This is a genomic window from Streptomyces erythrochromogenes (assembly GCF_036170895.1).
GTDB lineage: Bacteria > Actinomycetota > Actinomycetes > Streptomycetales > Streptomycetaceae > Streptomyces > Streptomyces erythrochromogenes.
The window spans coordinates 4368279-4388754 of record NZ_CP108036.1; the positions used below are offsets into that span (position 1 = coordinate 4368279).

25 protein-coding genes, 2 tRNA genes, 1 other RNA gene and 1 pseudogene are annotated in these 20476 nt (G+C 72.0%); 10 read left to right on the forward strand and 19 right to left on the reverse strand.

Features of this window, described 5'->3' with window-relative positions; translation table 11 throughout:
• Positions 1-3 precede the first annotated feature (3 nt).
• Positions 4-435, reverse strand: a complete 432-nt coding sequence (locus OHA91_RS19805) for a MarR family winged helix-turn-helix transcriptional regulator (RefSeq protein WP_031156292.1) — start codon at positions 433-435, stop codon at positions 4-6.
• 116 nt (positions 436-551) lie between these two features.
• Between OHA91_RS19805 and OHA91_RS19810 the strand changes: the two genes are divergently transcribed.
• Positions 552-791, forward strand: coding sequence for a hypothetical protein (locus OHA91_RS19810; protein WP_328739681.1), 240 nt, complete (start codon positions 552-554; stop codon positions 789-791).
• A gap of 113 nt (positions 792-904) precedes the next feature.
• Here the strand turns inward: OHA91_RS19810 and OHA91_RS19815 are convergent, their stop codons facing one another.
• From OHA91_RS19815 to OHA91_RS19860, 10 genes are all read right to left on the reverse strand, one after another.
• Positions 905-1696, reverse strand: a complete 792-nt coding sequence (locus tag OHA91_RS19815) for a hypothetical protein (protein ID WP_031156297.1) — start codon at positions 1694-1696, stop codon at positions 905-907.
• 115 nt (positions 1697-1811) lie between these two features.
• Complete coding sequence (locus tag OHA91_RS19820; protein WP_030027569.1) at positions 1812-2654, reverse strand: RNA polymerase sigma factor SigF; 843 nt, start codon at positions 2652-2654, stop codon at positions 1812-1814.
• A 230-nt stretch (positions 2655-2884) separates the two neighbouring features.
• On the reverse strand, positions 2885-3766 hold the full coding sequence (locus tag OHA91_RS19825) for an RNA polymerase sigma factor SigF (protein WP_245240243.1): 882 nt from the start codon (positions 3764-3766) through the stop codon (positions 2885-2887).
• Between the two features lie 227 nt (positions 3767-3993).
• Positions 3994-4155, reverse strand: a complete 162-nt coding sequence (locus OHA91_RS19830; protein ID WP_167344740.1) for a hypothetical protein — start codon at positions 4153-4155, stop codon at positions 3994-3996.
• A gap of 366 nt (positions 4156-4521) precedes the next feature.
• Positions 4522-4851 carry a hypothetical protein gene (locus OHA91_RS19835; protein WP_136230385.1) on the reverse strand — a complete coding sequence of 110 codons (330 nt, stop codon included), beginning with the start codon at positions 4849-4851 and terminating at the stop codon, positions 4522-4524.
• A 120-nt stretch (positions 4852-4971) separates the two neighbouring features.
• A tRNA-Ser gene (locus tag OHA91_RS19840) sits at positions 4972-5056 on the reverse strand.
• Between the two features lie 68 nt (positions 5057-5124).
• Positions 5125-5553, reverse strand: a complete 429-nt coding sequence (gene tadA / locus OHA91_RS19845) for a tRNA adenosine(34) deaminase TadA (protein WP_266499942.1) — start codon at positions 5551-5553, stop codon at positions 5125-5127.
• Between the two features lie 59 nt (positions 5554-5612).
• The gene (locus OHA91_RS19850; protein WP_031156305.1) at positions 5613-6161 is read right to left on the reverse strand and encodes a tRNA adenosine deaminase-associated protein; all 549 of its coding nucleotides are present in this window, start codon (positions 6159-6161) and stop codon (positions 5613-5615) included.
• A 282-nt stretch (positions 6162-6443) separates the two neighbouring features.
• Positions 6444-6623 (reverse strand): hypothetical protein, encoded by a 180-nt coding sequence (locus OHA91_RS19855; protein WP_030647083.1) that lies wholly within the window; start codon positions 6621-6623, stop codon positions 6444-6446.
• Between the two features lie 84 nt (positions 6624-6707).
• Positions 6708-7649, reverse strand: a complete 942-nt coding sequence (locus tag OHA91_RS19860; RefSeq protein WP_037633607.1) for a universal stress protein — start codon at positions 7647-7649, stop codon at positions 6708-6710.
• A gap of 163 nt (positions 7650-7812) precedes the next feature.
• Between OHA91_RS19860 and upp the strand changes: the two genes are divergently transcribed.
• Positions 7813-8448, forward strand: coding sequence for a uracil phosphoribosyltransferase (gene upp / locus OHA91_RS19865; protein WP_030647077.1), 636 nt, complete (start codon positions 7813-7815; stop codon positions 8446-8448).
• A 37-nt stretch (positions 8449-8485) separates the two neighbouring features.
• Here the strand turns inward: upp and OHA91_RS19870 are convergent, their stop codons facing one another.
• Positions 8486-9163: a LytR C-terminal domain-containing protein gene (locus OHA91_RS19870; protein WP_037633610.1), complete on the reverse strand. Its 678-nt coding sequence runs from the start codon at positions 9161-9163 to the stop codon at positions 8486-8488.
• A 92-nt stretch (positions 9164-9255) separates the two neighbouring features.
• On the reverse strand, positions 9256-9552 hold the full coding sequence (locus OHA91_RS19875) for a type II toxin-antitoxin system VapB family antitoxin (protein ID WP_008740979.1): 297 nt from the start codon (positions 9550-9552) through the stop codon (positions 9256-9258).
• An 88-nt stretch (positions 9553-9640) separates the two neighbouring features.
• Between OHA91_RS19875 and OHA91_RS19880 the strand changes: the two genes are divergently transcribed.
• Positions 9641-11254, forward strand: coding sequence for a helicase HerA-like domain-containing protein (locus OHA91_RS19880; protein ID WP_031156311.1), 1614 nt, complete (start codon positions 9641-9643; stop codon positions 11252-11254).
• A gap of 20 nt (positions 11255-11274) precedes the next feature.
• Complete coding sequence (opcA, locus tag OHA91_RS19885) at positions 11275-12207, forward strand: glucose-6-phosphate dehydrogenase assembly protein OpcA (RefSeq protein ID WP_328739682.1); 933 nt, start codon at positions 11275-11277, stop codon at positions 12205-12207.
• Here the strand turns inward: opcA and OHA91_RS19890 are convergent.
• Both OHA91_RS19890 and OHA91_RS19895 read right to left on the reverse strand, forming a co-directional pair.
• The gene (locus OHA91_RS19890) at positions 12156-12629 is read right to left on the reverse strand and encodes a cupin domain-containing protein (protein ID WP_328739683.1); all 474 of its coding nucleotides are present in this window, start codon (positions 12627-12629) and stop codon (positions 12156-12158) included. The two genes, opcA and OHA91_RS19890, sit on opposite strands and share 52 nt — an antisense overlap.
• A 119-nt stretch (positions 12630-12748) precedes the next feature.
• Positions 12749-13351, reverse strand: coding sequence for an HhH-GPD-type base excision DNA repair protein (locus OHA91_RS19895; RefSeq protein ID WP_031156316.1), 603 nt, complete (start codon positions 13349-13351; stop codon positions 12749-12751).
• Between the two features lie 104 nt (positions 13352-13455).
• On the opposite strand from OHA91_RS19895, the gene OHA91_RS19900 reads away from it, so the two are divergent.
• The 3 genes from OHA91_RS19900 (at position 13456) to OHA91_RS19910 (ending at position 15953) form a co-directional block, all read left to right on the forward strand.
• Positions 13456-14259 carry a VOC family protein gene (locus OHA91_RS19900; protein WP_031156319.1) on the forward strand — a complete coding sequence of 268 codons (804 nt, stop codon included), beginning with the start codon at positions 13456-13458 and terminating at the stop codon, positions 14257-14259.
• Positions 14260-14351: 92 nt separating this feature from the next.
• Positions 14352-15128, forward strand: coding sequence for a hypothetical protein (locus OHA91_RS19905; RefSeq protein ID WP_266499666.1), 777 nt, complete (start codon positions 14352-14354; stop codon positions 15126-15128).
• Between the two features lie 87 nt (positions 15129-15215).
• Positions 15216-15953 (forward strand): serine hydrolase domain-containing protein, encoded by a 738-nt coding sequence (locus tag OHA91_RS19910; RefSeq protein ID WP_328739684.1) that lies wholly within the window; start codon positions 15216-15218, stop codon positions 15951-15953.
• Between the two features lie 185 nt (positions 15954-16138).
• Here OHA91_RS19910 and OHA91_RS19915 read toward each other — a convergent pair whose 3' ends face one another.
• From OHA91_RS19915 to OHA91_RS39875, 3 genes and pseudogenes are all read right to left on the reverse strand, one after another.
• The gene (locus tag OHA91_RS19915) at positions 16139-16561 is read right to left on the reverse strand and encodes a PIN domain nuclease (RefSeq protein WP_031156327.1); all 423 of its coding nucleotides are present in this window, start codon (positions 16559-16561) and stop codon (positions 16139-16141) included.
• Positions 16558-16773: a type II toxin-antitoxin system VapB family antitoxin gene (locus tag OHA91_RS19920; RefSeq protein WP_031156329.1), complete on the reverse strand. Its 216-nt coding sequence runs from the start codon at positions 16771-16773 to the stop codon at positions 16558-16560. The genes OHA91_RS19915 and OHA91_RS19920 overlap by 4 nt, the downstream gene beginning before the upstream one ends.
• Before the next feature lie 102 nt (positions 16774-16875).
• Positions 16876-17363 (reverse strand): annotated as a pseudogene (locus OHA91_RS39875) (WYL domain-containing protein); the annotation flags it as partial.
• A gap of 272 nt (positions 17364-17635) precedes the next feature.
• Here OHA91_RS39875 and OHA91_RS39880 point away from each other — a divergent pair.
• The gene (locus tag OHA91_RS39880; RefSeq protein WP_266499669.1) at positions 17636-17791 is read left to right on the forward strand and encodes a hypothetical protein; all 156 of its coding nucleotides are present in this window, start codon (positions 17636-17638) and stop codon (positions 17789-17791) included.
• 78 nt (positions 17792-17869) lie between these two features.
• Here OHA91_RS39880 and OHA91_RS19930 read toward each other — a convergent pair.
• Positions 17870-17957: transfer RNA gene (locus tag OHA91_RS19930), tRNA-Ser, on the reverse strand.
• Positions 17958-18086: 129 nt separating this feature from the next.
• Here OHA91_RS19930 and ffs point away from each other — a divergent pair.
• Positions 18087-18185: signal recognition particle sRNA small type (gene ffs / locus OHA91_RS19935), an RNA gene on the forward strand.
• Between the two features lie 63 nt (positions 18186-18248).
• Positions 18249-20471: a DNA polymerase III subunit gamma and tau gene (locus OHA91_RS19940; RefSeq protein ID WP_328739686.1), complete on the forward strand. Its 2223-nt coding sequence runs from the start codon at positions 18249-18251 to the stop codon at positions 20469-20471.
• The last annotated feature ends 5 nt before the right edge of the window (positions 20472-20476 follow it).

Consider the following 20476-nt stretch of genomic DNA (forward strand, 5'->3'; position numbering starts at 1 on the left):
CCTCTAGAAGCTCGATCGGAGTCGGGCCAGCAGGGTGTTGAGTACGTCGATGTCCTGGGCGGACCAGTCGTGGAGGGCTCTCTCCAGGGCGGCCGAGTACCGGGCGCCGATCTCGGCGAGCAGCGCCCTTCCGGCCGGGGTGAGCCGCAGGATGCGGCAGCGTCCGTCGCCCGGGTCCGGCTCGCGCTCGATCCAGCCGCGGGCGGTGATGTGGCTGACGTGCCGGCTGGTGACCGAGATGTCTACGGCCATGAGGTCGGCGAGCCGGCTCAGCCGCATCTCTCCGTGCCGGTCGAGCACGGTGAGTACGGCGGCGGCGCCGGGCGGGCAGTCCGGGGGCAGGTTGCGGGAGAGCTCGCGCTTGACCGCACCGATTCCGGTCAGCCGGCGTGCCAGCTCCTCGTGCGGAGTGGTCCGCGTCGTCTGTGTAGGCACCGGGCGACCCCCATCTTGTTGCTTCAGGCAACCATAGAAGCCGGTGGTTGCTACAGGCAAATGAATCCGGGGGTGGGGCGGTAAAGGAATCGGAAAACCGGCTAGGGTCCTGCTCCATGGCTGAGAACCACAACTCACAGGTCCCCGAGGGCAACTACGACCCGGCGGGCAGCACCCAGATGTTCCGGGCCTTCGTCGAGGAGGCCGCACCGGCCCGGCAGGCGGGCCCGGGGTCGCGCCAGCAGCGCCGTGCCGAGCAGGAGGCGTCCAAGTCGTCCGGCCCGGCCGTGAAGGTGGGGCTGGTCCTCGCGCTCGTGCTCATGATCGGCGCGGCCGCCTGGGTCGTCCTGCACTGAGGCCGCGAGGCTGTGCAGGCCGGCCCCGCCGTGCAGGCCGTGCAAGCCTTGGCGGTCGCTGAGGTCGCTGAGGTCGCTGAGGTCGCTGAGGTCGCTGACGTCGCCGGGGCCGGTCAGTTCCAGGTCGCGGTGACCTTCCGGGTGTCCACGTGCATGCCCAGCGGCACCCGCCAGGCCTCCAGGCACACCGTGTAGGTCTGCGTCTTCGAGGCTCCGCCCGCGACGGGCGCGGGCAGCGGCTGGGTCGTGGTGACCGTGGCCCAGTCGACGCCGAGGGCGCCGATGACGTGCGTCGCGAAGCTGACCGTGCCCGAACGGGCCGCGGTGGTGCCGGTGTTGGTGAAGGTCACCGTGACCCGCTCGCACCAGCGGTCGGCCGCGGCGGACCGGGCCGGCGCGGACAGCGTCAGCTGCGCCGGGGTGGCCGGGGGCGGTGCCGGGGGCGTCGTGCCGGGCTTGCCCGGAGGTCCGGTGGGGCTCGGCGGACCTGTGGGGCCAGTGGGGTTCGCGGGGTTCGTCGGCGTGCCGGGAGTGCCGGGAATGCCGGGTGGCGTGGGCACGCGGCCCGGGCCGGCGGTGGTGCCGGGGGCGCCTGCGGAGCCGCCGGGGGCGGTGCTCGTGGCTCCGCCCGGTGTGGGGCCGCCCGCGGTTCCCGATCCCGCGGGAGCGGTCGACGTACTGGACGATCCGGCGGATCCGCCCGTCGCGGACGGGTCGCCGAGCTGTTGGAACTCCACTCCGCCCTGCGGGGCGACGTTCTCCCCCGCGCCCCGCTCGGGGCCCGGGGCTGCGGCGCCCACGGCGGAGAAGCCCTCGCGCGCCGGGCCGCCGCAGCCGGTGAGGCCGGCGGCGGCGGTGCAGCACAGGGCGAGCAGCGCGGTGGCCGCGCGCGATCCCTTTCGCATCGCGCCAGTGTTCCTGACGGCCCGTCAATTGGGAAGCTCTGGGCAGCGTCGGGAAGCGGTCGGCGCCGGATCGCCCCGCGGAGCGATCCGGCGACCCGGCCCGCAGGCCCTTGGGTCAGTCGCCGATGAGGCCCACGCGCAGCTGTGCGAGCGTGCGCGTCAGCAGTCGGGAGACGTGCATCTGGGAGATGCCGACCTCCTCGCCGATCTGCGACTGCGTCATGTTCGCGAAGAAGCGCAGCATGATGATCTGCCGCTCCCGGGGCGGGAGTTTGGCGAGCAGCGGCTTCAGGGACTCGCGGTACTCGACGCCCTCCAGTGCGGTGTCCTCGTAGCCGAGGCGGTCCGCGAGCGAGCCCTCGCCGCCCTCGTCCTCCGGGGAGGGCGAGTCGAGCGAGGAGGCCGTGTAGGCGTTTCCGACGGCGAGGCCGTCGACGACGTCCTCCTCGGAGACGCCGAGCACGGCGGCGAGTTCCGGCACGGTCGGCGAGCGGTCCAGCTTCTGGGCGAGCTCGTCGCTGGCCTTGGTCAGCGCCAGGCGCAGCTCCTGGAGCCGGCGCGGGACGCGCACGGACCAGGAGGTGTCCCTAAAGAATCGTTTGATCTCGCCCACGACGGTCGGCATGGCGAACGTCGGGAACTCCACCCCGCGTTCGCAGTCGAACCGGTCGATCGCCTTGATCAGCCCGATGGTGCCGACCTGGACGATGTCCTCCATCGGCTCGTTGCGGCTGCGGAAGCGGGCGGCGGCGTACCGCACGAGGGGCAGGTTCAGCTCGATCAGGGTGTCGCGCACGTACGCCCGTTCGGGGCTGTCCGCGTCCAGGGTGGCAAGTCGCTGGAAGAGCGAGCGGGAGAGGGTGCGGGTGTCGATGGCTTCCGAGCGTTCGGACACTGCCGGCGGCGTCACGGGCTTTACGAGCGTGAGCACCTTGGAGCTGCCCTGGTCTACGGACATGCCACCCCCTTGAGGTCGCGGACGGTCGCGTACGGCGCGCCCGTCAGAGGAACGCAGCTTCCACCTGAATACCGGAGGCGGGGCCGCGGCAAACGCGGTTCACGCAGAATGTCACATGTCGGCAACACGCTGTAGCGCCATGTCGACATATAGCTCCGACGACAGAAGGGGGCAGAACGTGATCAGCCCGTTCTGTCGGGAAACGCGTGATTGATCTACACCCGTTCCGGTTACGCCTCGATCCTGTTTGCGGATCTCAGACGGGCGAAGCTCCGGGCGAGCAGGCGCGAGACGTGCATCTGGGAGACGCCGAGCTCCGCACTGATCTGTGACTGCGTCAGATTGTTGTAGTACCGCAGGAGCAGGATCCGTTGTTCGCGCTCGGGCAGTTGTACGAGCAGGTGGCGGACGAGGTCGCGGTGCTCGACCCCGGCCAGCTCCGGGTCCTCGTAGCCGAGCCGGTCGAGCAGCCCGGGCATGCCGTCGCCCTCCTGGGCGGCCTCCAGCGAGGTCGCGTGGTAGCTGCGCCCGGCTTCGATGCAGGACAGCACCTCGTCCTCGGTGATGCGCAGCCGCTCGGCGATCTCGGCGGTGGTCGGGGTGCGGCCGTGGAGGGTGGTGAGGTCCTCGGTGGCGGCGTTGACCTGCACCCACAGCTCGTGGAGGCGGCGCGGTACGTGGACGGTGCGGACGTTGTCGCGGAAGTACCGCTTGATCTCGCCCACGACCGTCGGCATCGCGAAGGTCGGGAACTGCACGCCGCGCTCCGGGTCGAACCGGTCGATGGCGTTGATCAGCCCGATCGTCCCGACCTGGACCACGTCCTCCATCGGCTCGTTGCGGCTGCGGAAGCGGGCGGCCGCGTACCTGACCAGCGGGAGGTTCGCCTCGATCAGGGCCCCGCGCACCCGGGCGTGCTCGCTGGTACCCGGCTGTAGGCCCTTCAGCTGGCCGAACAGGACCTGGGTGAGGGCCCGGGTGTCCGCACCCCGGCTCGCGGGTCTCGGGGCTGCCGGGGGCTCCTCCGGCGGCTGCCCCGGGAGGGGTCCCTCCCGGGGTCCCTCCCGGGGTTCCTGCTGGGGCGGCACCTGGGGGTCCTGCTGGGGTGGCACTTGAGGCGCAGTACTGGCCGGCACGGTCACGCCACCCCTTCAGTCAACTCATCCGTCAAAAGCGGTCATAGCATCACAAGAGATGTGCACTGTGTGCAAGCACCGTATATAGCCGTGTTGATGGCAAGTTGGGCATATCCGGGCATTATGCCCGGGTGTGGGTACGCAAAAGCCCCCCACCCGTCGAGTGGGGGGCCGGAAGTCCGGGAACCGCTTCGGCGTACGGGTCAGCGCACCAGTTCGGTTATGAACTCGCCGATGCCGGATGCGGCATCCGATATGCCCTGGAAGCCTATTTCCACGATCTCGGCGGCTCGCTTCGGCTGGGTGATGATCACGAAGAGGGCGAATACGGTGAGGGCACCCGTGATGAGCTTCTTGGTGTCCACGTGCGGGCGGCCTCCCCAACCGGTCCTTGCAAGTCGGGTGAGTCTAACCGGTCAGGATTGGGCACTCACCTGTCCTTTAAGGACCAATGACCCGGTGCTCCGGGCCCTTTGCCGGGCGGCCGGCGGTCGTTGCGGGCGCACGATTGATGTGAGCCCACCGGTTCTGGCAGGAAACCGGTGGGTGAGGGACAGGGCCTCACTGCGGGGTCCGGGCCGCGAGCTTCCCCCTGACTGCGGCCCGGGCCGGCGGGCCCGTCCTCGTCGGGGGGAGCGGCTTGTCCCCCCGATGCCGCTCCCCCCGTCCCACGCGTCGAAGGTCCCGACCCCCGGTCGGGGCCTTCTCCGTGTCCGCCCGCGCAGCCGCCGCTACTGGATGGCGCCGGCCAGGTCCGTGAGGGGCTGTACGGGGGCGATCACGGGCGCCAGCTGGTTGGGCAGGTCCGTCAGCGCGTTGAGCCCGTTCGCGCCGTCGCCGACCTTCCCGACGACCTCCTGGACGGAGGCGGGCTGGACCCCCGCGGGCGTACCGGGCGACGGGATCGGCACGTCCGGGAGGGTCAGCGGGGAGATCGGGGCCGTGTCCGCGGAGGCGGCGGGTGCGGCGAGGCCCGCGGCGGCCCCCGCGAGGGCGAAGGCGGCGAGGATGCGCTGGGTCTTGGTCATGCCGTGACAACGGCCGAGGGGGCGGGCGGTCACGCCGCTGTCCTCCGGAGAGACGATCGGGGACACCTCCGGAACGCCCCGCAACACCTCGGGAAACGCCCCCGGAATACGCCGAGAGCCCCGACCCTTGCGGGGCGGGGCTCTCGATCGAAGCGGTAGTGGAGGGATTTGAACCCCCGATGGGTTGCCCCATACTCGCTTTCGAGGCGAGCTCCTTCGGCCACTCGGACACACTACCGAGATGGATCCTAGCCTAAGGAACCCCATCCGCTGAAATCGGTGGGCCCGGGGGCGTCCCGGCGGGGCTCACAGGTCGCGGAAGAAGTCCGTCAGCTGCCGTGCGCACTCGTCGCCGAGCACACCGCGCACCACCTCCGGCCGGTGGTTGAGCCTGCGGTCCCGTACGAGGTCCCACAGCGAGCCGGCGGCGCCGGCCTTCTCGTCGTCCGCGCCGTAGACGACCCGGGCGATCCGCGACTGCACGAGCGCGCCCGCGCACATCACGCACGGCTCCAGGGTGACCACGAGGGTGCACCCCGGGAGCCGCCATTCCCCGAGCTCGGCGGCGGCCCTGCGCAACGCCAGGACCTCGGCGTGCGCCGTGGGGTCGCCGCTCGCCTCGCGCTCGTTGTACCCGGTGGCGAGGACTTCCCCGTCCGGGCCCAGCACGACGGCGCCGACCGGCACGTCGCCGGCCGGCACCGCCCGGGCGGCCTCCTGGAGCGCCAGGCGCATGGAGGCCCGCCACGGGTCCCGTACGGGATCGACGGGATCGGTGGTGTTCGTGGTGAGCACTAGCGGACGGCCTCCAGGACCTCGGTGGCGCCGAGGGACTCGGCGATCTCCGAGAGCGCGTCCCCGTCCAGGGTCATCAGTTGCTTGTTGGACACGCCGAGGTCGTCCAGCAGCCGGGGATCGCCGAGCGGACCGGCCGGTACCGGCTCCGAGCCGGCCCCGCGCTCCCCGTCCTCGTCGTCGTCCTCGTCCGTGAACGCGGAGATGGATTCCTCCTCGCCGTCCTCGGTGCCGTCCAGGTCCAGCTCGTCGAGTTCGTCGTCCTCCTCGTCGCTGCCCAGCAGCTCTTTGGTCAGCATCGAGCCGTAGGAGCTGCGGGCGGCCGCTGCGGCGTTCGACACGAAGTACCGCGGGTCCTCCTCGCCGTCCACGCGGACGACGCCGAACCAGGCGTCCTCCTGCTCGATGAGGGCGACCACCGTGTCGTCGTCGACAGCGGCGGAACGGGCGAGATCGATCAGATCACTGAGGGACTCGACGTCGTCGAGTTCCATGTCGCTCGCTTCCCACCCGTCTTCGGTGCGCGCGAGCAGTGCGGCGAAATACACCGTGACTCTCCCACTGGTCTTAGGCGTGCCGGTTGGAGGTCCCCCCGGCCGGAGGTTGGAGCGGAACGGCCGTGCTGCTCGCCGCCCTGCCCCGCCCAATCGGCATCGTGGCAGAAACAGCGGCTTTGCGAGAGGTCTTCCGCGCTTGCGTCGTGCCGCGCCGTGTCCCGACGGGGCCGGTGCGGGGTTGTGGCGCCGGGGCGTTCCGGGGTGGCGGGGCCGTGCCGGTTGCCCGACCGGCCGCTCGTGTCGCGCCGGCGACACTCCCGGGATGCGCGCGGATCACCAACGGAAAGTGCGCATCCGCATCTGCTGGCGCATACGGGCGGCACGGGCGCGGCGGGGCTGTACGCGATCGCGCAGTGCGCGGGCCTCCATCAGGTCACGCAGGAACTGCGCGCGGCGTGCTCGGCGCTGCGCCGCGGTCTCCGGAGTGTCGTCGCTCGGCTGCGTGTCGGGCATCGGCCACCACCCTGGGCTGGTCGGTCGTTTCCCCCTGCACCCACCTTCCCCCGGACAGGGCGTTTGATGCCACCCCCGTGCAGGTCAGACGTCGTCCTTGAGGGTCGGGACGATCGCCACCGGGCCGTGCGCGTGGTGCAGTACGGCATGGGCCACCGAGCCGATCTGCAGCGACATGGCGGTGCGCCTTGGGTGGTGGCGGCCGACCACGACCAGCGCCGCCGACCGGGAGGCGTCGACCAGCCGGCCCGCCGGGTCGCCGGGGACCGCGGCCTGCTCGACGGGGACGTCCGGGTAGCGCGTGCGCAGGGGCGCCAGCCGCTGCGTCTGGGAGCGGAGCATCTCCCGCTCGGCCGGTACGCCGTCCCCCTCGTCGGCGAGGCCCTCCGGCGGGATCACCTCGAAGGGCCGGTCGATCACCAGGGCCGGCGCGGGCGGGACGGCGTACGCGGAGACCACCTGGACGGTGGTCCCCCGCACGGCCGCCTCCTCGAAGGCGAAGGACAGTACGTCGTCGGGCGTCTCGGCGGCGTGCAGCCCGAGCACGACGCGTCCGGCGGACTCCTCCGGGGCGGCCGCCCCGGCGTGGCGCTCGGCGTGCGGGACCACCACCACGGGGCACGCCGCGGTCGAGGCCACCGCCCTGCTGCTCGACCCGAGCAGCAGGCTGGCGAAGCCGCCGCGGCCCCGCGAGCCCATCACGAGCATCAGGGCTCCCGCCCCGATCACCCGCAGCGCCTCGGGGACGGAGCCCTCCAGCGACTCGTACCGGACCCCGTCCGGCAGCGCGGTGCCCCCGCCGATCATGCTCCGGACCCAGTCGTGCACGGGGTCGGGGTACTCCGCCGGCTCGGAGGCGTCGTGCAGCGAAGCCCGCCGGCCGGCGTACAACTGGGCGTGATCGGGCAGTACATGGGCGACGAGGAGCCCGGTACCGTGCCGCAGGGCGGCTCCCCGCGCCCACCGGAGGGCCTTGAGGCTGTGCTCGGACCCGTCGACGGCTGCGATCACCGGTGCGTTGCTCACCAGTCCAGCGTGCTGGGCGTCCGGGCGGGTCGCATCCGCAGGCCGTCGCGGGCGTGGCCGCCGCCGGGGACGCGAAGGGGCGGCGTCAGCGCGTAGCCTTTTGGGTGCAGGTCGCGTCGTGCGGCCGTTTTTGCTGGTCGCAGGCTGAGTTTTGGAGGATGTTGTGCGTTTGCAGGTCGTCGATCACCCCTTGGTGGCGCACAAACTCACCACCCTGCGCGACAAGCGCACCGATTCCGCCACCTTCCGGCGGCTCGCGGACGAGCTGGTGACCCTGCTCGCGTACGAGGCCACCCGTGACGTGCGCACCGAGCAGGCCGACATCGAGACGCCGGTCGCCCCGACCACGGGCGTGAAGCTCTCGGCCCCCCGGCCGCTGATCGTCCCGATCCTGCGGGCGGGCCTGGGCATGCTGGACGGCATGGTGCGGCTGCTGCCGACCGCCGAGGTGGGCTTCATGGGCATGGTCCGCAACGAGGAGACCCTGGAGGCCTCCACGTACGCGACCCGCATGCCGGAGGACCTCTCCGGCCGCCAGGTCTACGTCGTGGACCCGATGCTCGCCACCGGCGGCACGCTCGTCGCGGCGATCCAGGAACTGATCAAGCGCGGCGCCGACGACGTCACGGCCGTGGTGCTGCTCGCCGCGCCCGAGGGCGTCGAGGTCATGGAGCGCGACCTGGCGGGCACGCCGGTGACGGTCGTGACGGCCGCGGTGGACGAGCGGCTCAACGAGCACGGCTACATCGTGCCGGGCCTGGGCGACGCCGGCGACCGGATGTACGGCTCGGCGGAGTAGTTCCCGGCGGCCCGGCGTCTGACGCCGGGCCGTCCGCTCAGCAGTTCTTGGCGGGCGCGGGCGCGGGGTTGGCCAGGAGGGCCAGCGCCTTGTCCGCGTCCTCCTTCGTGCTGAGCTCCTTGAACGCGTCGCCCAGGATCAGGTCGACGTCCGCGGTCTCACGGGTGTCGGTCTGCTGGGTGGTGCCGGGGAGCTGGGTGCCGAGGACGGCGAAGACGGCCTTGTCGGTCGTCGGTGAGCCCAGCAGTATCCCGGTCCCGGGGACCTTCTTGTCGAAGTCGGCCGGGGCGTTGCCGACGGTGCCGATGAGGAAGCCGCGTTTGGCGAGTTCGTCGCCGACGGCCTTGGCCAGGCCCGCACGCGGGGTCGCGTTGTAGACGTTGACCGTGATCGTGCCGGGCTGGGGGAGCACGACCGCCGGTTTGGCGGGTGCGGACGCCGTGGAGGCGGCCGCGGGGGCACCGCCCTTGGCAGCGGCCTCGGGTGACTTCGTCGGGCAGTCCTTGGCACCGGCAGCCGTGTTCCGCTTGGGGCCATCGCCCCGGAACACGTCGATGAGCTGCAGTGCCCCGTAGCCGACCAGGGCAAGCGCGAGGACCGAGCCGAGCACGGCGAGGACGATCCGACGTCGGCTCCGCTTACGGCTCATGCGGGGGTAGGCGGTCCCCGTGACGCGGTACTTTCCGCCCATGCCGGGGGGAGTGAGCATGCTCATGGGCGCAGCGTAATGCGACCCGGTGGCGATGCCTACTAAATGATCTGCTGATAGGTCAATGGTGACCCGAAAGGCGCAATCTACGCGAAGCGTCAGTCCATCTCGAGGACGCGGGCGTGCAGCACCTGACGCTGCTGCAGGGCCGCGCGGACGGCGCGGTGCAGCCCGTCCTCCAGATAGAGGTCGCCCTGCCACTTCACGACGTGGGCGAAGAGGTCGCCGTAGAAGGTCGAGTCCTCGGCGAGCAGCGTTTCGAGGTCCAGCTGGCCCTTGGTCGTCACGAGCTGGTCGAGCCGGACCGGGCGCGGCGCGACGTCCGCCCACTGCCGGGTGGTTTCCCTGCCGTGGTCGGGGTACGGCCGCCCGCTTCCGATGCGCTTGAAGATCACACGGAAAGCCTACCGGGCCCGCGCCTGCGGGCGCAGCCTCGCAAGGGCGGTGCAAAAGTGGCAGACAGTGCTATTTGGGGAGTGATCCATGAGCGAGAGCACCGACGCCGACGCCGCTGCGGACCGGACGGACCCGGCCGGGCAGATCGCCGCCGGGTACGCCTTCACCGGACCCGCGCTCGATCTGGGGGCCCTCCTGTGGGACGGCGCGTGCCTGCCCGACCGTCAGATCCGCATCCCGCTGGCGATGCTCAACCGGCACGGGCTGGTCGCCGGCGCCACCGGCACCGGCAAGACCAAGACGCTCCAGCTCATCGCCGAGCAGCTGTCGGCGAACGGGGTCCCCGTCTTCCTCGCGGACATCAAGGGCGACGTCTCGGGGATCACCGCGCCCGGCACGCCCGGCGAGCGGATCGACGAGCGGGCCCGGGACGTGGCCCAGAGCTGGGAGCCCACCGGATACCCGGGCGAGTTCTACTCGTTGGGCGGGATCGGCCCCGGCATCCCGGTCCGCTCGACCGTCACCGCCTTCGGCCCGGTGCTGATGTCGAAGGTGCTCCAGCTCAACCAGACCCAGGAGCAGTCCCTCGGCCTGATCTTCCACTACGCCGACACCAAGGGCCTGGAGCTGATCGACCTCAAGGACCTGCGCGCGGTCGTCGCCTTCCTCGTCTCCGACCAGGGGAAGGCCGAGCTCAAGGGCATCGGCGGACTGTCCACGGTGACCGCCGGGGTGATCCTGCGGGCGCTGACCGCCTTCGAGACGCAAGGTGCCACGGAGTTCTTCGGCGAGCCCGAGTTCGACACGAGCGAGCTGCTGCGCACGGCCGCCGACGGCCGCGGGGTGGTCTCCGTACTGGAACTCCCGGCGGTCCAGGACAAGCCGCAGCTCTTCTCCACCTTCCTGATGTGGCTGCTGGCCGACCTGTACAACGACCTGCCGGAGGTCGGCGACCTGGAGAAGCCCAAGCTCGTCTTCTTCTTCGACGAGGCCCACCTGCTCTTCAGCGGGGCCTCGAAGGCCTTCCTTCAGTCGGTCACCCAGACCGTCCGGCTGATCCGCTCCAAGGGCGTCGGCGTCTTCTTCGTGACGCAGACCCCCAAGGACGTGCCGGCCGACGTGCTCGCCCAGCTCGGCAACCGCGTGCAGCACGCCCTGCGCGCCTTCACCCCCGACGACGCCAAGGCGCTGAAGGCGACCGTGAAGACCTTCCCGCACTCCGCCTACGACCTGGAGGAGCTGCTCACCGGGCTCGGGACCGGCGAGGCGGTGGTCACCGTGCTCAGCGAGAACGGCGCCCCCACGCCGGTCGCGGCGACCCGGCTGCGCGCCCCGCAGTCGCTGATGGGACCGATCGCGGCGGCGGACCTGGAGCAGGCCGTGAAGGCCTCGCTGCTCTGGTCGCGCTACGCGGAGCCGGTCGACCGCGAGTCGGCGTACGAGAAGATCAGCGCCGAGCAGGCCGCCGCCGAGGCGCAGGCGGAGGCCGCCGCGGCGGCGGCCGAGGCCGAGAAGCAGGCCAAGGCGGCGGAGAAGGAGGCCGCGCGGGCGACCGGGCGCGGCGCCCCGAAGGCGGACCCCTCGCTGGCCCAGCAGGTGGTGGGCAGCGGGCTGTTCCGTTCGCTGGCCCGGTCGATCGGCACGCAGCTGGGCCGGGAGATCTCGCGCTCCGTCTTCGGTACGGCGCGCAGGCGCAGATGACGCGGTGACAGACTCGGGGCATGCGGACCGAACTCACCGACACCACGTCCAGCAAGGTCAACCGGGCCCTGCTCGCAGCACGCCGGGCGATAGGCAGCCCCACCATGGGGCTGGTGCTGACGCTCGTCGTCGTCACCGACGAGGAGAACGCCTACGACGCCGTACGCGCCGCCTCCGAGGCCTCGCGCGAGCACCCCTGCCGCATCATCGTGGTCATCAAGCGGGTCTCGCGCGGCCCGCACAAGCTCCGCGCGAGCCGCGTGGACGCCGAACTGCGGGTCGGGTCGGACGCCGGGACCGGCGAGCTCGTGCTGCTGCGCCTGCACGGGGCGCTGACCGAGCAGGCCGGATCGGTCGTCCTGCCGCTGCTGGTGCCGGACGCACCGGTGGTGGCGTGGTGGCCGGCCGCTGCTCCCGCCGACCTGGCGCACGACCCGCTGGGCGCGCTCGCGCAGCGCCGGATCACGGACGCGGCCGCCGCCTTCGACCCGGTGGGCGTGCTCGACGAGCGGGCCACCGGCTACCAGCCCGGCGACACCGACCTGGCCTGGACCCGGCTCACGCCCTGGCGGGCCCTGCTGGCCGCGGCCCTGGACCAGAAGCCGCTGCCGGTGACCGGTGCGGCGGTGGAGAGCGAGCCCGACAACGCGAGCGCCGAGCTGCTGGCGCGCTGGCTTGAGGACCGGCTCGGGGTGCCGGTGGACCGGGTGGCGACCGGCGGCCCGGTCATCACCGGGGTGGTGCTGCGCACTACGGGCGGGGACGTCCGGGTGGACCGGCCCGCGGGCGCGCTGGCCACCCTGACGCTGCCGGGGAGCCCCGACCGCAGGGTGGCCCTGAAGATCCGCAGCGGCGCCGAACTGATCGCGGAGGAACTGCGCCGCCTCGACGCGGACGTGGTCTACGGCTCCGCGCTGCGGCGGCGCCCGCTCCAGGCGGGGCTCTCGGCGTAGTGGTTGTCGTAGGTCGCCGAGCTGTCCTTGATGTCCTGCACGGTGGCCTCGCCCGCGTTGACCCGGCCGAGGAGCCGGTAGTAGTCGAAGCGGCCCATGCCGGGGGTGAAGCCGACGAAGACGCTCGCCGTGTGGCCGGCGGCGGGGGCGAAGGCGTGCTTCACGCCCGGCGGGACCGCGATGAAGTCGCCGGCGTCCAGGGTCTGGATCTCGTCGCCGACGAGGACGTCGAGGCGTCCCGCGGTGACGTGGAAGAACTCGGTGGCCTTGGTGTGGAAGTGCACCGGGGCGCCCGCCGCGCCCTCCTCGAAGGTGGCGGTGTTGCAGGTGAGCTCGGCGGTGTCGGTCAGCTGGGTGATGAGGCTGCCGGGGGCGTCCTGGATGGCTTCGGCGGTGGCGGCGCGGGTCGCGATCTGTGTCATGTCTTCAATCTACGAGCCTGATCGACCGGTGACAGGGGTCAATCAGGACCCCGTACGGCCGGTCAATTGTGGCTGTTCCCCCGCCTGACCAGGGGCGGAGCGGAAACGGCCGAAGCGGGTCAGGAGCCGCCTGCGGCCTTCGCGGCCTTGGCGGCGGCCTTCATCTCCTGCTTGTGCGCGCGCACCTTGGCGAGGGACTCGGGCCCGGTGATGTCGGCCGCCGAACGGTAGACGTTCGCCTGGCCGTAGCCGCCCGCGGCCTCCCGCCAGCCCGTCGGCCGCACCCCGAACCGCTTGCCCAGCAGGGCGAGGAAGATCTGCGCCTTCTGCGCCCCGAAGCCCGGCAGCGCCTTGAGGCGCCCCAGCAGCTCCTGCCCCGTGGCGGCGTCGGCCCAGACGGCCTCGGCGTTCCCGCCGTAGTGCTCGACCAGGTACGCGCACAGCTGCTGGATCCGGGTCGCCATCGACCCGGGGTACCGGTGCACGGCCGGCTTCTCGGAGAGCAGGGCGGCGAAGGCCTCTGGGTCGTACGCGGCGATGGCGTGCGCGTCCAGGTCGTCGGAGCCTAGCCGCCGGGCGATCGTCCAGGGACCCGAGAACGCCCACTCCATCGGCACCTGCTGGTCCAGCAGCATGCCGACGAGCGCTGCGAGCGGGCTCCGGCCGAGGAGCGCGTCGGCCTCCGGCTGCTGTGCCAACCGGATGGTGATGTCCTTGTCCATGGCTCCAGCGTCCCGCGCGGGCGCGCTCCCCGCGCGGTCGGCACACCGCGCGCCTAGCGTGAGTCACGACGACAGCGAGGAACGAGCCGAGGAGTCGATCGATCATGTTTGAGTTCCCCGAAGGCGCGCCGTGCTGGGTGGACGCGATGTTCAGGGACGTGGAGGGCGCCAAGACCTTCTACGGCGACGTGCTGGGATGGACCTTCGGCGAGTCCAGCAGCGAGTACGGCAACTACACGCAGGCCTACTCGGACGGCAAGGCCGTCGCGGCCGTCGTACCGCCGATGCCCGGGGTCGACGCCCCCTCGCAGTGGTGTCTGTACCTCGCCTCGGCCGACGCGTCGGCCACGGCCGGGAAGGTGACCGCGAACGGCGGCGATGTCCTGATGGGCCCGATGCAGGTCGGATCCTTCGGGACGATGCTCATCGCGAAGGAGCCGAGCGGCGCCGTCTTCGGCGTCTGGCAGCCGGGCGAGCACAAGGGCTTCGAAAAGATGGGCGAGGCGGGTTCCTACGCCTGGGCGGAGGTCTTCACGCGGGAGCCGGCCAAGCCGGACGCCTTCCTGACGAAGGTCTTCCCGTACAGCGCCGAGCGGATGGACGACCCGGATGCGGCCGACATGGACTTCATGGTCTTCAGCGCCGGCGACCCGGGGCGGCCCGTGCTGGGCCGGATGAAGATGGACGACGACTTCCCGCCGGAGGTTCCGCCGTACATCCAGGTCTACTTCGGGGTCCCGGACTGCGACGAGGCGGTGTCGAAGACCCAGAAGCACGGCGGGAAGCTGCACTTCGGCCCGATGGACAGCCCGTTCGGCCGGTTCGCGGCGGTCTCCGACCCGCAGGGCGCCGCCTTCGCGGTGATCGACCTGTCGACGACGGTCGGCGAGATGCCGAGCTTCGGCTGATCCCGGCCGCGTGCCCCGCCGGGCCGTGACGCCGTCCGACCCGGCAGACTTCGCCCCTGATAAGTGAGTTCGAGCGTGCGGGGGCGGATCCGATGAGACGTGGAAGACGTGCGGCGGCCGTGGCGGCGGCCGGCTGCGGGTTGGCGGTGCTGGCGACGGCCTCGTGCACGATGCCCCCGGCGCCGCCGCCGTCACCGCGGGCGCTGCCGACGGCCACGGCCACGGCCGCGCCTTCGCCCTGGCCTTCGCCGAAGCCGCCTTCTCCCTCCGCCTCCGCCTCCGCTCCGGCGTCGCCCTCGCTCTCCCCCACGCCTTCGGCGCCGCCCGAGCCGCCGTCGGAGTCCGGGCCCGCCGAGCCGGTCGGGGACGGCAGGGCCACGGCCGCCGACCAACCGCTCCTGGCGGCGGTCCGGCGTGCATCCGCCGCGGCCGTGCCGGACGACGCCGCCGTGATCGTGATCAACCGCGGTCCGGAGGGCGCGGGCGAGCTCGCCTGGATGCCGGACGACCGGAACTACTGCCTGGCCGTGATCCGCGGGGCCCGGGCGGAGACGAGCTGCAAGCCCCTGCCGAAGTCCTGGGCGCGGGTCGGCATCCGGCTGGTGACCAAGGGCGGCGCGCCCGGCGCCCGTACGGTCTTCTTCGCCGTCGTGGACGGCGGCCACGGCCCGTACGGGTATCGGGGCGCGGCCGCTCCCGGCCCCGACATGGGCCCGGTCCACGACGCCACGGCCGCCTTCGCCTCGGGCCGGACGCTGAGCCTCCTGACGTACGAGCGCCCCACCGGGGTCAGCACCCCGGGTGACCAGTACATCTGCAGTGCGGACAACGCGGTCTGCTTCCCGGCCCTCGACGCCTACGTCGGCTAGCCGGGGGCTCAGCGGGCTGTCAGCGGCCTGTCAGCACGTCCGGGCATCGTCCTGCTCACCAAGGGGGCGACAGTCGGGAGAAACGTGATGAGCAGCAGGAACGACCAGATCTCGCAGGCCGCGCTGGCCGAGTGCGTCCGGGCGGAGGCCGCCGCGTTCGGGATCCCGGGCGCCGCCGTCGGCGTGTGGGTGGACGGCCGCGAGATCCACACCTGCCACGGCGTGACCGACGCGGGCGCCGCCGACCCGGTCCCGGTGGACCGGAACACCCTGTTCCAGCTGGGTTCGGTCACCAAGACGTACACGGCGACCGCGCTGATGCGGCTGGTCGCGGAGGGCCGCGTGGAGCTGGACGCGCCGGTGCGCCGGTACGTCCCCGAGCTCGTCCTCGCCGACGAGCGGGCCGCGGCGGAGATCACGGTGATGCAGCTGCTCAACCACACCGCCGGCCTGGACTGGAACGTCATCGCCGACACCAGTGACGGTGACGACGCGCTGGCCGGCTTCGTCGCCGCGATGGCGGAGCTGCAGCTGATCGCGCCGCCCGGCGCCCGGGCCTCGTACAGCCAGGCCGGGTTCAACCTGGCCGGGCGGATCATCGAGAAGGTCACCGGCCTGACGTACGAGCAGGCGGTCGCCGAGCTCGTCCTGCGGCCGCTGGGGCTGTCGCGCACCGGCTTCGACGCCGGCGACCTGCCCGGCGGCCGGACGGGGAACACCGCGGCGGGCCACGACCTCAACGAGGACGGCACGCTGTCCGCCTCCCGGGACTGGACGGAAGGGCCCGCTGGAAGCAGCGGGGCCCTTCGACGACGTGCCCGGTGAGGCACTGGCGGAGGATACGAGATTCGAACTCGTGAGGGGTTGTCCCCAACACGCTTTCCAAATGTTCGTACGGGGGTCCGGCGGGGGTCGTGCCTGTCCTGACCTGCGGCGGACTGTCCAGGGAGGCCTCGCCCAAACGGTCCCGGGCGGAGGCGAACGCAACCAGGACTGCAACCACCCGTCGACTACTTGCGGCCCTCCGGGCCGTACCACTGGAGGGGCTGGCCGGTTACCGCGGCGATGCATTCGAAGTCGTGATCACGGTGCAGGAGGGTGAGCCCCTGCAACTCGGCAGTCGCGGCGACAACGAGATCCACCGCACCTGCGCTGCGGTGCTTGCCCTGCTTGGTGAGGGCCTCCTGGACCTGCCAGGCCCGGTCGTAAGCCCGGTCGTCGACGGAGACCCAGCCGAAGAGCAGCCGCATGTCCTCGATGCCGCGTGCCCGGTCGGCAGCCGATCGGGCGCTGTAGAAGAACTCCAGCTCGGTGATGGGGCACGTGGCGATCAGGCCGGCGGCCGCTGCCTGGTCCCAGCCGTACTGCTCCGCGTCGCCCCGCATGAAGTGGGCCAGGGCGCTGGTGTCGATCAGGTAGAGAGCGGCGTTCACCGTCGGTAGTTCCGCTTGTCCTCGAAGAGTGTCAGATCGAACGCGCCTTCGTCGGCGGCGGCGCGCAGGCGGGTCAGGGCCAGTGCCCGCCGCCTGTTCTCCAGTACCTCGCGCAGGGCTGTGTTGACCGTCTCCTTCTTGGTGCTGGTCCCCAGGGCTTTGGCTACCTCTGCCACCAGCTCGTCATCGAGATCAATCACTGTCCGGCTCATGTGCACCTCCTTATATCAACTATGGAGACAAGTATACCTACTATGGTTCATCGACTCTGGGGACGTCCCTCGGGCCGAGATCCAGGAGCGCTGGATGGACGTTCACGTCGGCATGACGCTGTGGATCCGGGAGAGGGTGAAGACGCGTTCGTCTTCTCGCAGGTGGCACCAGGCTTCGAGGTAGGGCGGGTCGAGTTCGAGGCGGCTGAGGGTGCGCACGGTCCGGTTGCCAGAGGTGGCGACGTATTCGACGGTGAGGGGCGTTCCGGTGTCGATGGCATGCGCGAGCTGGTGGACATCGGTGTAGGACAACCGCTTCGCCCACCCGGCGACGACCTCCTCGGTGTCCGTTCCGAACGGGACTCCGCCGCCGAAGGGTCGGGGTCCGGGGTGGTCGATGGAGCGGTGAGCAGGCGGGCGGCCAAGGACTTCGGGTCTGCGGTGGCCGGTTTCCTTGTGGTGTCGCGGACCGCGTTGCGGCGATCGGCGCCCGCGTCGGCCCGTCGCGGGGTCGGTAAGGGGGCGGCCGCCCTCTGCGGTCGTTTCTTCTCGATGCGTACGGTTCCGTCGGCGGTCTCGGCGACGGGGGCGCGCGGGGCCGTACCGGTGGCGGTCCACGATCAGGAGTCCCCGGTCGAGTGTCCATCGCGCGCCGGGTTCGAGCTCGGGTCCGGGCGACCCGAACATGATGAACTGCCGCTGCCCCGTGGTGGAGTCCGCTCGGCGGGCGAGCAGCTTCCGGGTGATCGCGGGAGCCCGTGCCACGACTTCGGCGACGGCTTCCGGGTCGCTGTGGTGTTCCACCAGGGCCGCCAGTCGCTGCTGCTTGGTGCTCGGCGGCTTGATACCAAGTGCCACCAGCATGGCGCGCAGCTCCTCCCAGGTCGCGCCCGCCAGCAGTTTCTCCAGGATGAGGGCCCGGTACATGCACGTGACGGGACCCATGCTCAAGAACGTCGCCAAGCAGATCGGGGACGCGCTCTGGGGTGCCGCCGAGGAGGCTCCCGACCCCAACTGAGACGGAAACTGAGACGGGGCAAGCGAAAAGCCCCGCTGCAAGCAGCGGGGCTTTTCGACATCGTGCCCGGTGAGGCACTGGCGGAGGATACGAGATTCGAACTCGTGAGGGGTTGCCCCCAACACGCTTTCCAAGCGTGCGCCCTAGGCCTCTAGGCGAATCCTCCGCCGCAAACAATACAAGACGTGGAGGGGTGCTCGCGAACGTGATCGTCCGGCGGGGATCCGGCGGGGTCGGATCGGGGGCGCGGGCGGGGGCGGGGTCGATTCCGGGGGCGTGGATCCGCTAGGGTGGGGCCAGCCCCTCACGTGGCGCTATCTCACCCAACTCCCCCAGGGCCGGAAGGCAGCAAGGGTAAGTGGGCTCTGGCGGGTGCGTGGGGGGCGCTTTGCGTTCCGGGGGCCTTCGTGGCGCCGGCGGGCCGCTGTTGTCGGTGGGCCCGGATAACCTCGTAGACGTGTCGTCCCTTGCGCTGTACCGCCGCTACCGCCCCGAGTCGTTCGCCGAGGTCATCGGTCAGGAGCATGTCACTGCACCCCTGATGCAGGCCCTGCGGAACAACCGGGTCAATCACGCGTACCTGTTCAGCGGGCCGCGCGGGTGTGGAAAGACCACCAGCGCGCGCATCCTCGCCCGGTGCCTGAACTGTGAGCAGGGTCCCACTCCGACCCCCTGCGGGGAGTGCCAGTCCTGCCGCGACCTCGCCAGGAACGGGCCGGGCTCCATCGACGTCATCGAGATCGACGCCGCCTCGCACGGTGGTGTGGACGACGCCCGCGACCTGCGCGAGAAGGCCTTCTTCGGCCCCGCGTCCAGCCGCTACAAGATCTACATCATCGACGAGGCCCACATGGTCACCTCGGCGGGCTTCAACGCCCTGCTGAAGGTGGTCGAGGAGCCGCCGGAGCACCTCAAGTTCATCTTCGCCACCACCGAGCCGGAGAAGGTCATCGGGACCATCCGGTCCCGGACGCACCACTACCCCTTCCGCCTGGTTCCGCCGGGGACCCTGCGGGAGTACCTGGGCGAGGTCTGCGGACGCGAGGGCGCCCAGGTGGAGGACGGCGTGCTGCCGCTCGTCGTGCGCGCCGGCGCCGGCTCCGTGCGTGACTCGATGTCCGTCATGGACCAGCTCCTCGCCGGCGCCGGCGAGGAGGGTGTGACGTATGCCATGGCCACCTCGCTGCTCGGCTACACCGAGGGCTCGCTCCTCGACTCCGTCGTCGACGCCTTCGCCTCCGGGGACGGCGCTGCCGCCTTCGAGGTCGTCGACCGGGTCGTCGAGGGCGGGAACGACCCGCGCCGGTTCGTCGCCGACCTGCTGGAGCGGCTGCGCGACCTGGTCATCCTCGCCGCCGTGCCCGACGCCGGGGAGAAGGGGCTGATCGACGCCCCCGCCGACGTCGTGGAGAAGATGCAGGCCCAGGCGTCCGTGTTCGGAGCCGCCGAGCTCTCGCGCGCCGCCGACCTGGTCAACGCCGGCCTCACCGAGATGCGGGGCGCCACCTCGCCGCGGCTCCAGCTGGAGCTGATCTGCGCCCGCGTGCTGCTCCCCGCCGCCTTCGACGACGAGCGGTCATTCCAGGCCCGCCTGGACCGCCTGGAGCGCAGCGGGGCCGCCGCCTTCGCCGCCGGGCCGCCCGCCATGGGCTACGTGCCCGGGCCCGAGGCGCACGCCATGGCTCCCGCCGGTCCTGGCGGGGGTCCCGCCGCCGCGCGGGCCGCCGCCGCTGCCCGTACGCCGGCTCCGGCTCCCGTCGCGCCGGTCGCCGCGCCCGTCTCCGCTCCCGTGCAGGCCCCCGCGCCGGTCGCCGCTCCCGTACAGCCGGAAGTCGCTCCCGTGCAGGCCCAGCCCGCCGCGGCACCCGTCCAGGCCGCGCCCGCGCCCGGTGCGTGGCCCGGGGCCGCGCAGCCCGGCGGCGGGGCCCCGGCCGCCCGGCCCGCCGCCGCGGCCTCCGCGCCCGGCGCCTGGCCCAGCGCGGCCGCGCCCGGTCAGGGCGCGCCCGCACCCGCGCACGTTCCGGCCACCCCGGCACCGGCACCGGCGCCCGCCGCCCCGGCCGCCCCGGCCGCCGCACCCGCTCCCTCCCCCGGCATGGCCGCCGGCGCCGGGCAGGTCCAGGCGATGTGGCCGGGCGTCCTGGAGGCCGTCAAGAACCGCCGTCGCTTCACCTGGATCCTGCTCAGCCAGAACGCCCAGGTCACCGGCTTCGACGGGACCACCCTCCAGCTGGGCTTCCCCAACGCCGGAGCCCGCGACAACTTCGCCAGCAGCGGCAGCGAGGACGTGCTCAAGGCGGTCCTCGCCGAGCAGTTCCAGGTCAACTGGAAGATCGAAGCCGTCGTGGGCGGCGGCGGCCCGGCATCCGCCCCCGGCCAGTCGTACGGCGGGCCGTCCGCGCCCGCCCCGGCCTACAGCCCGCCGCCCCCGCAGCAGCACGCCCCGGCCCCGCAGGCCCCGGCCGCGCCGCAGCAGCAGCCGTCCCAGCAGCCTCAGCAGCCCCAGCAGTCGGTCTCCCCGCCGCAGCCCCCCGTACAGCAGGCGCCCCCGCCGGTCGCTCCCGAGGACGACTTCGCGGAGGACGACGACCCCGACCTCGTCGAGAGCGCGCTGACCGGACACGACCTGATCGTGCGCGAGCTCGGAGCCACCGTTGTGGAGGAATACACAAACGAGTAGGCGGC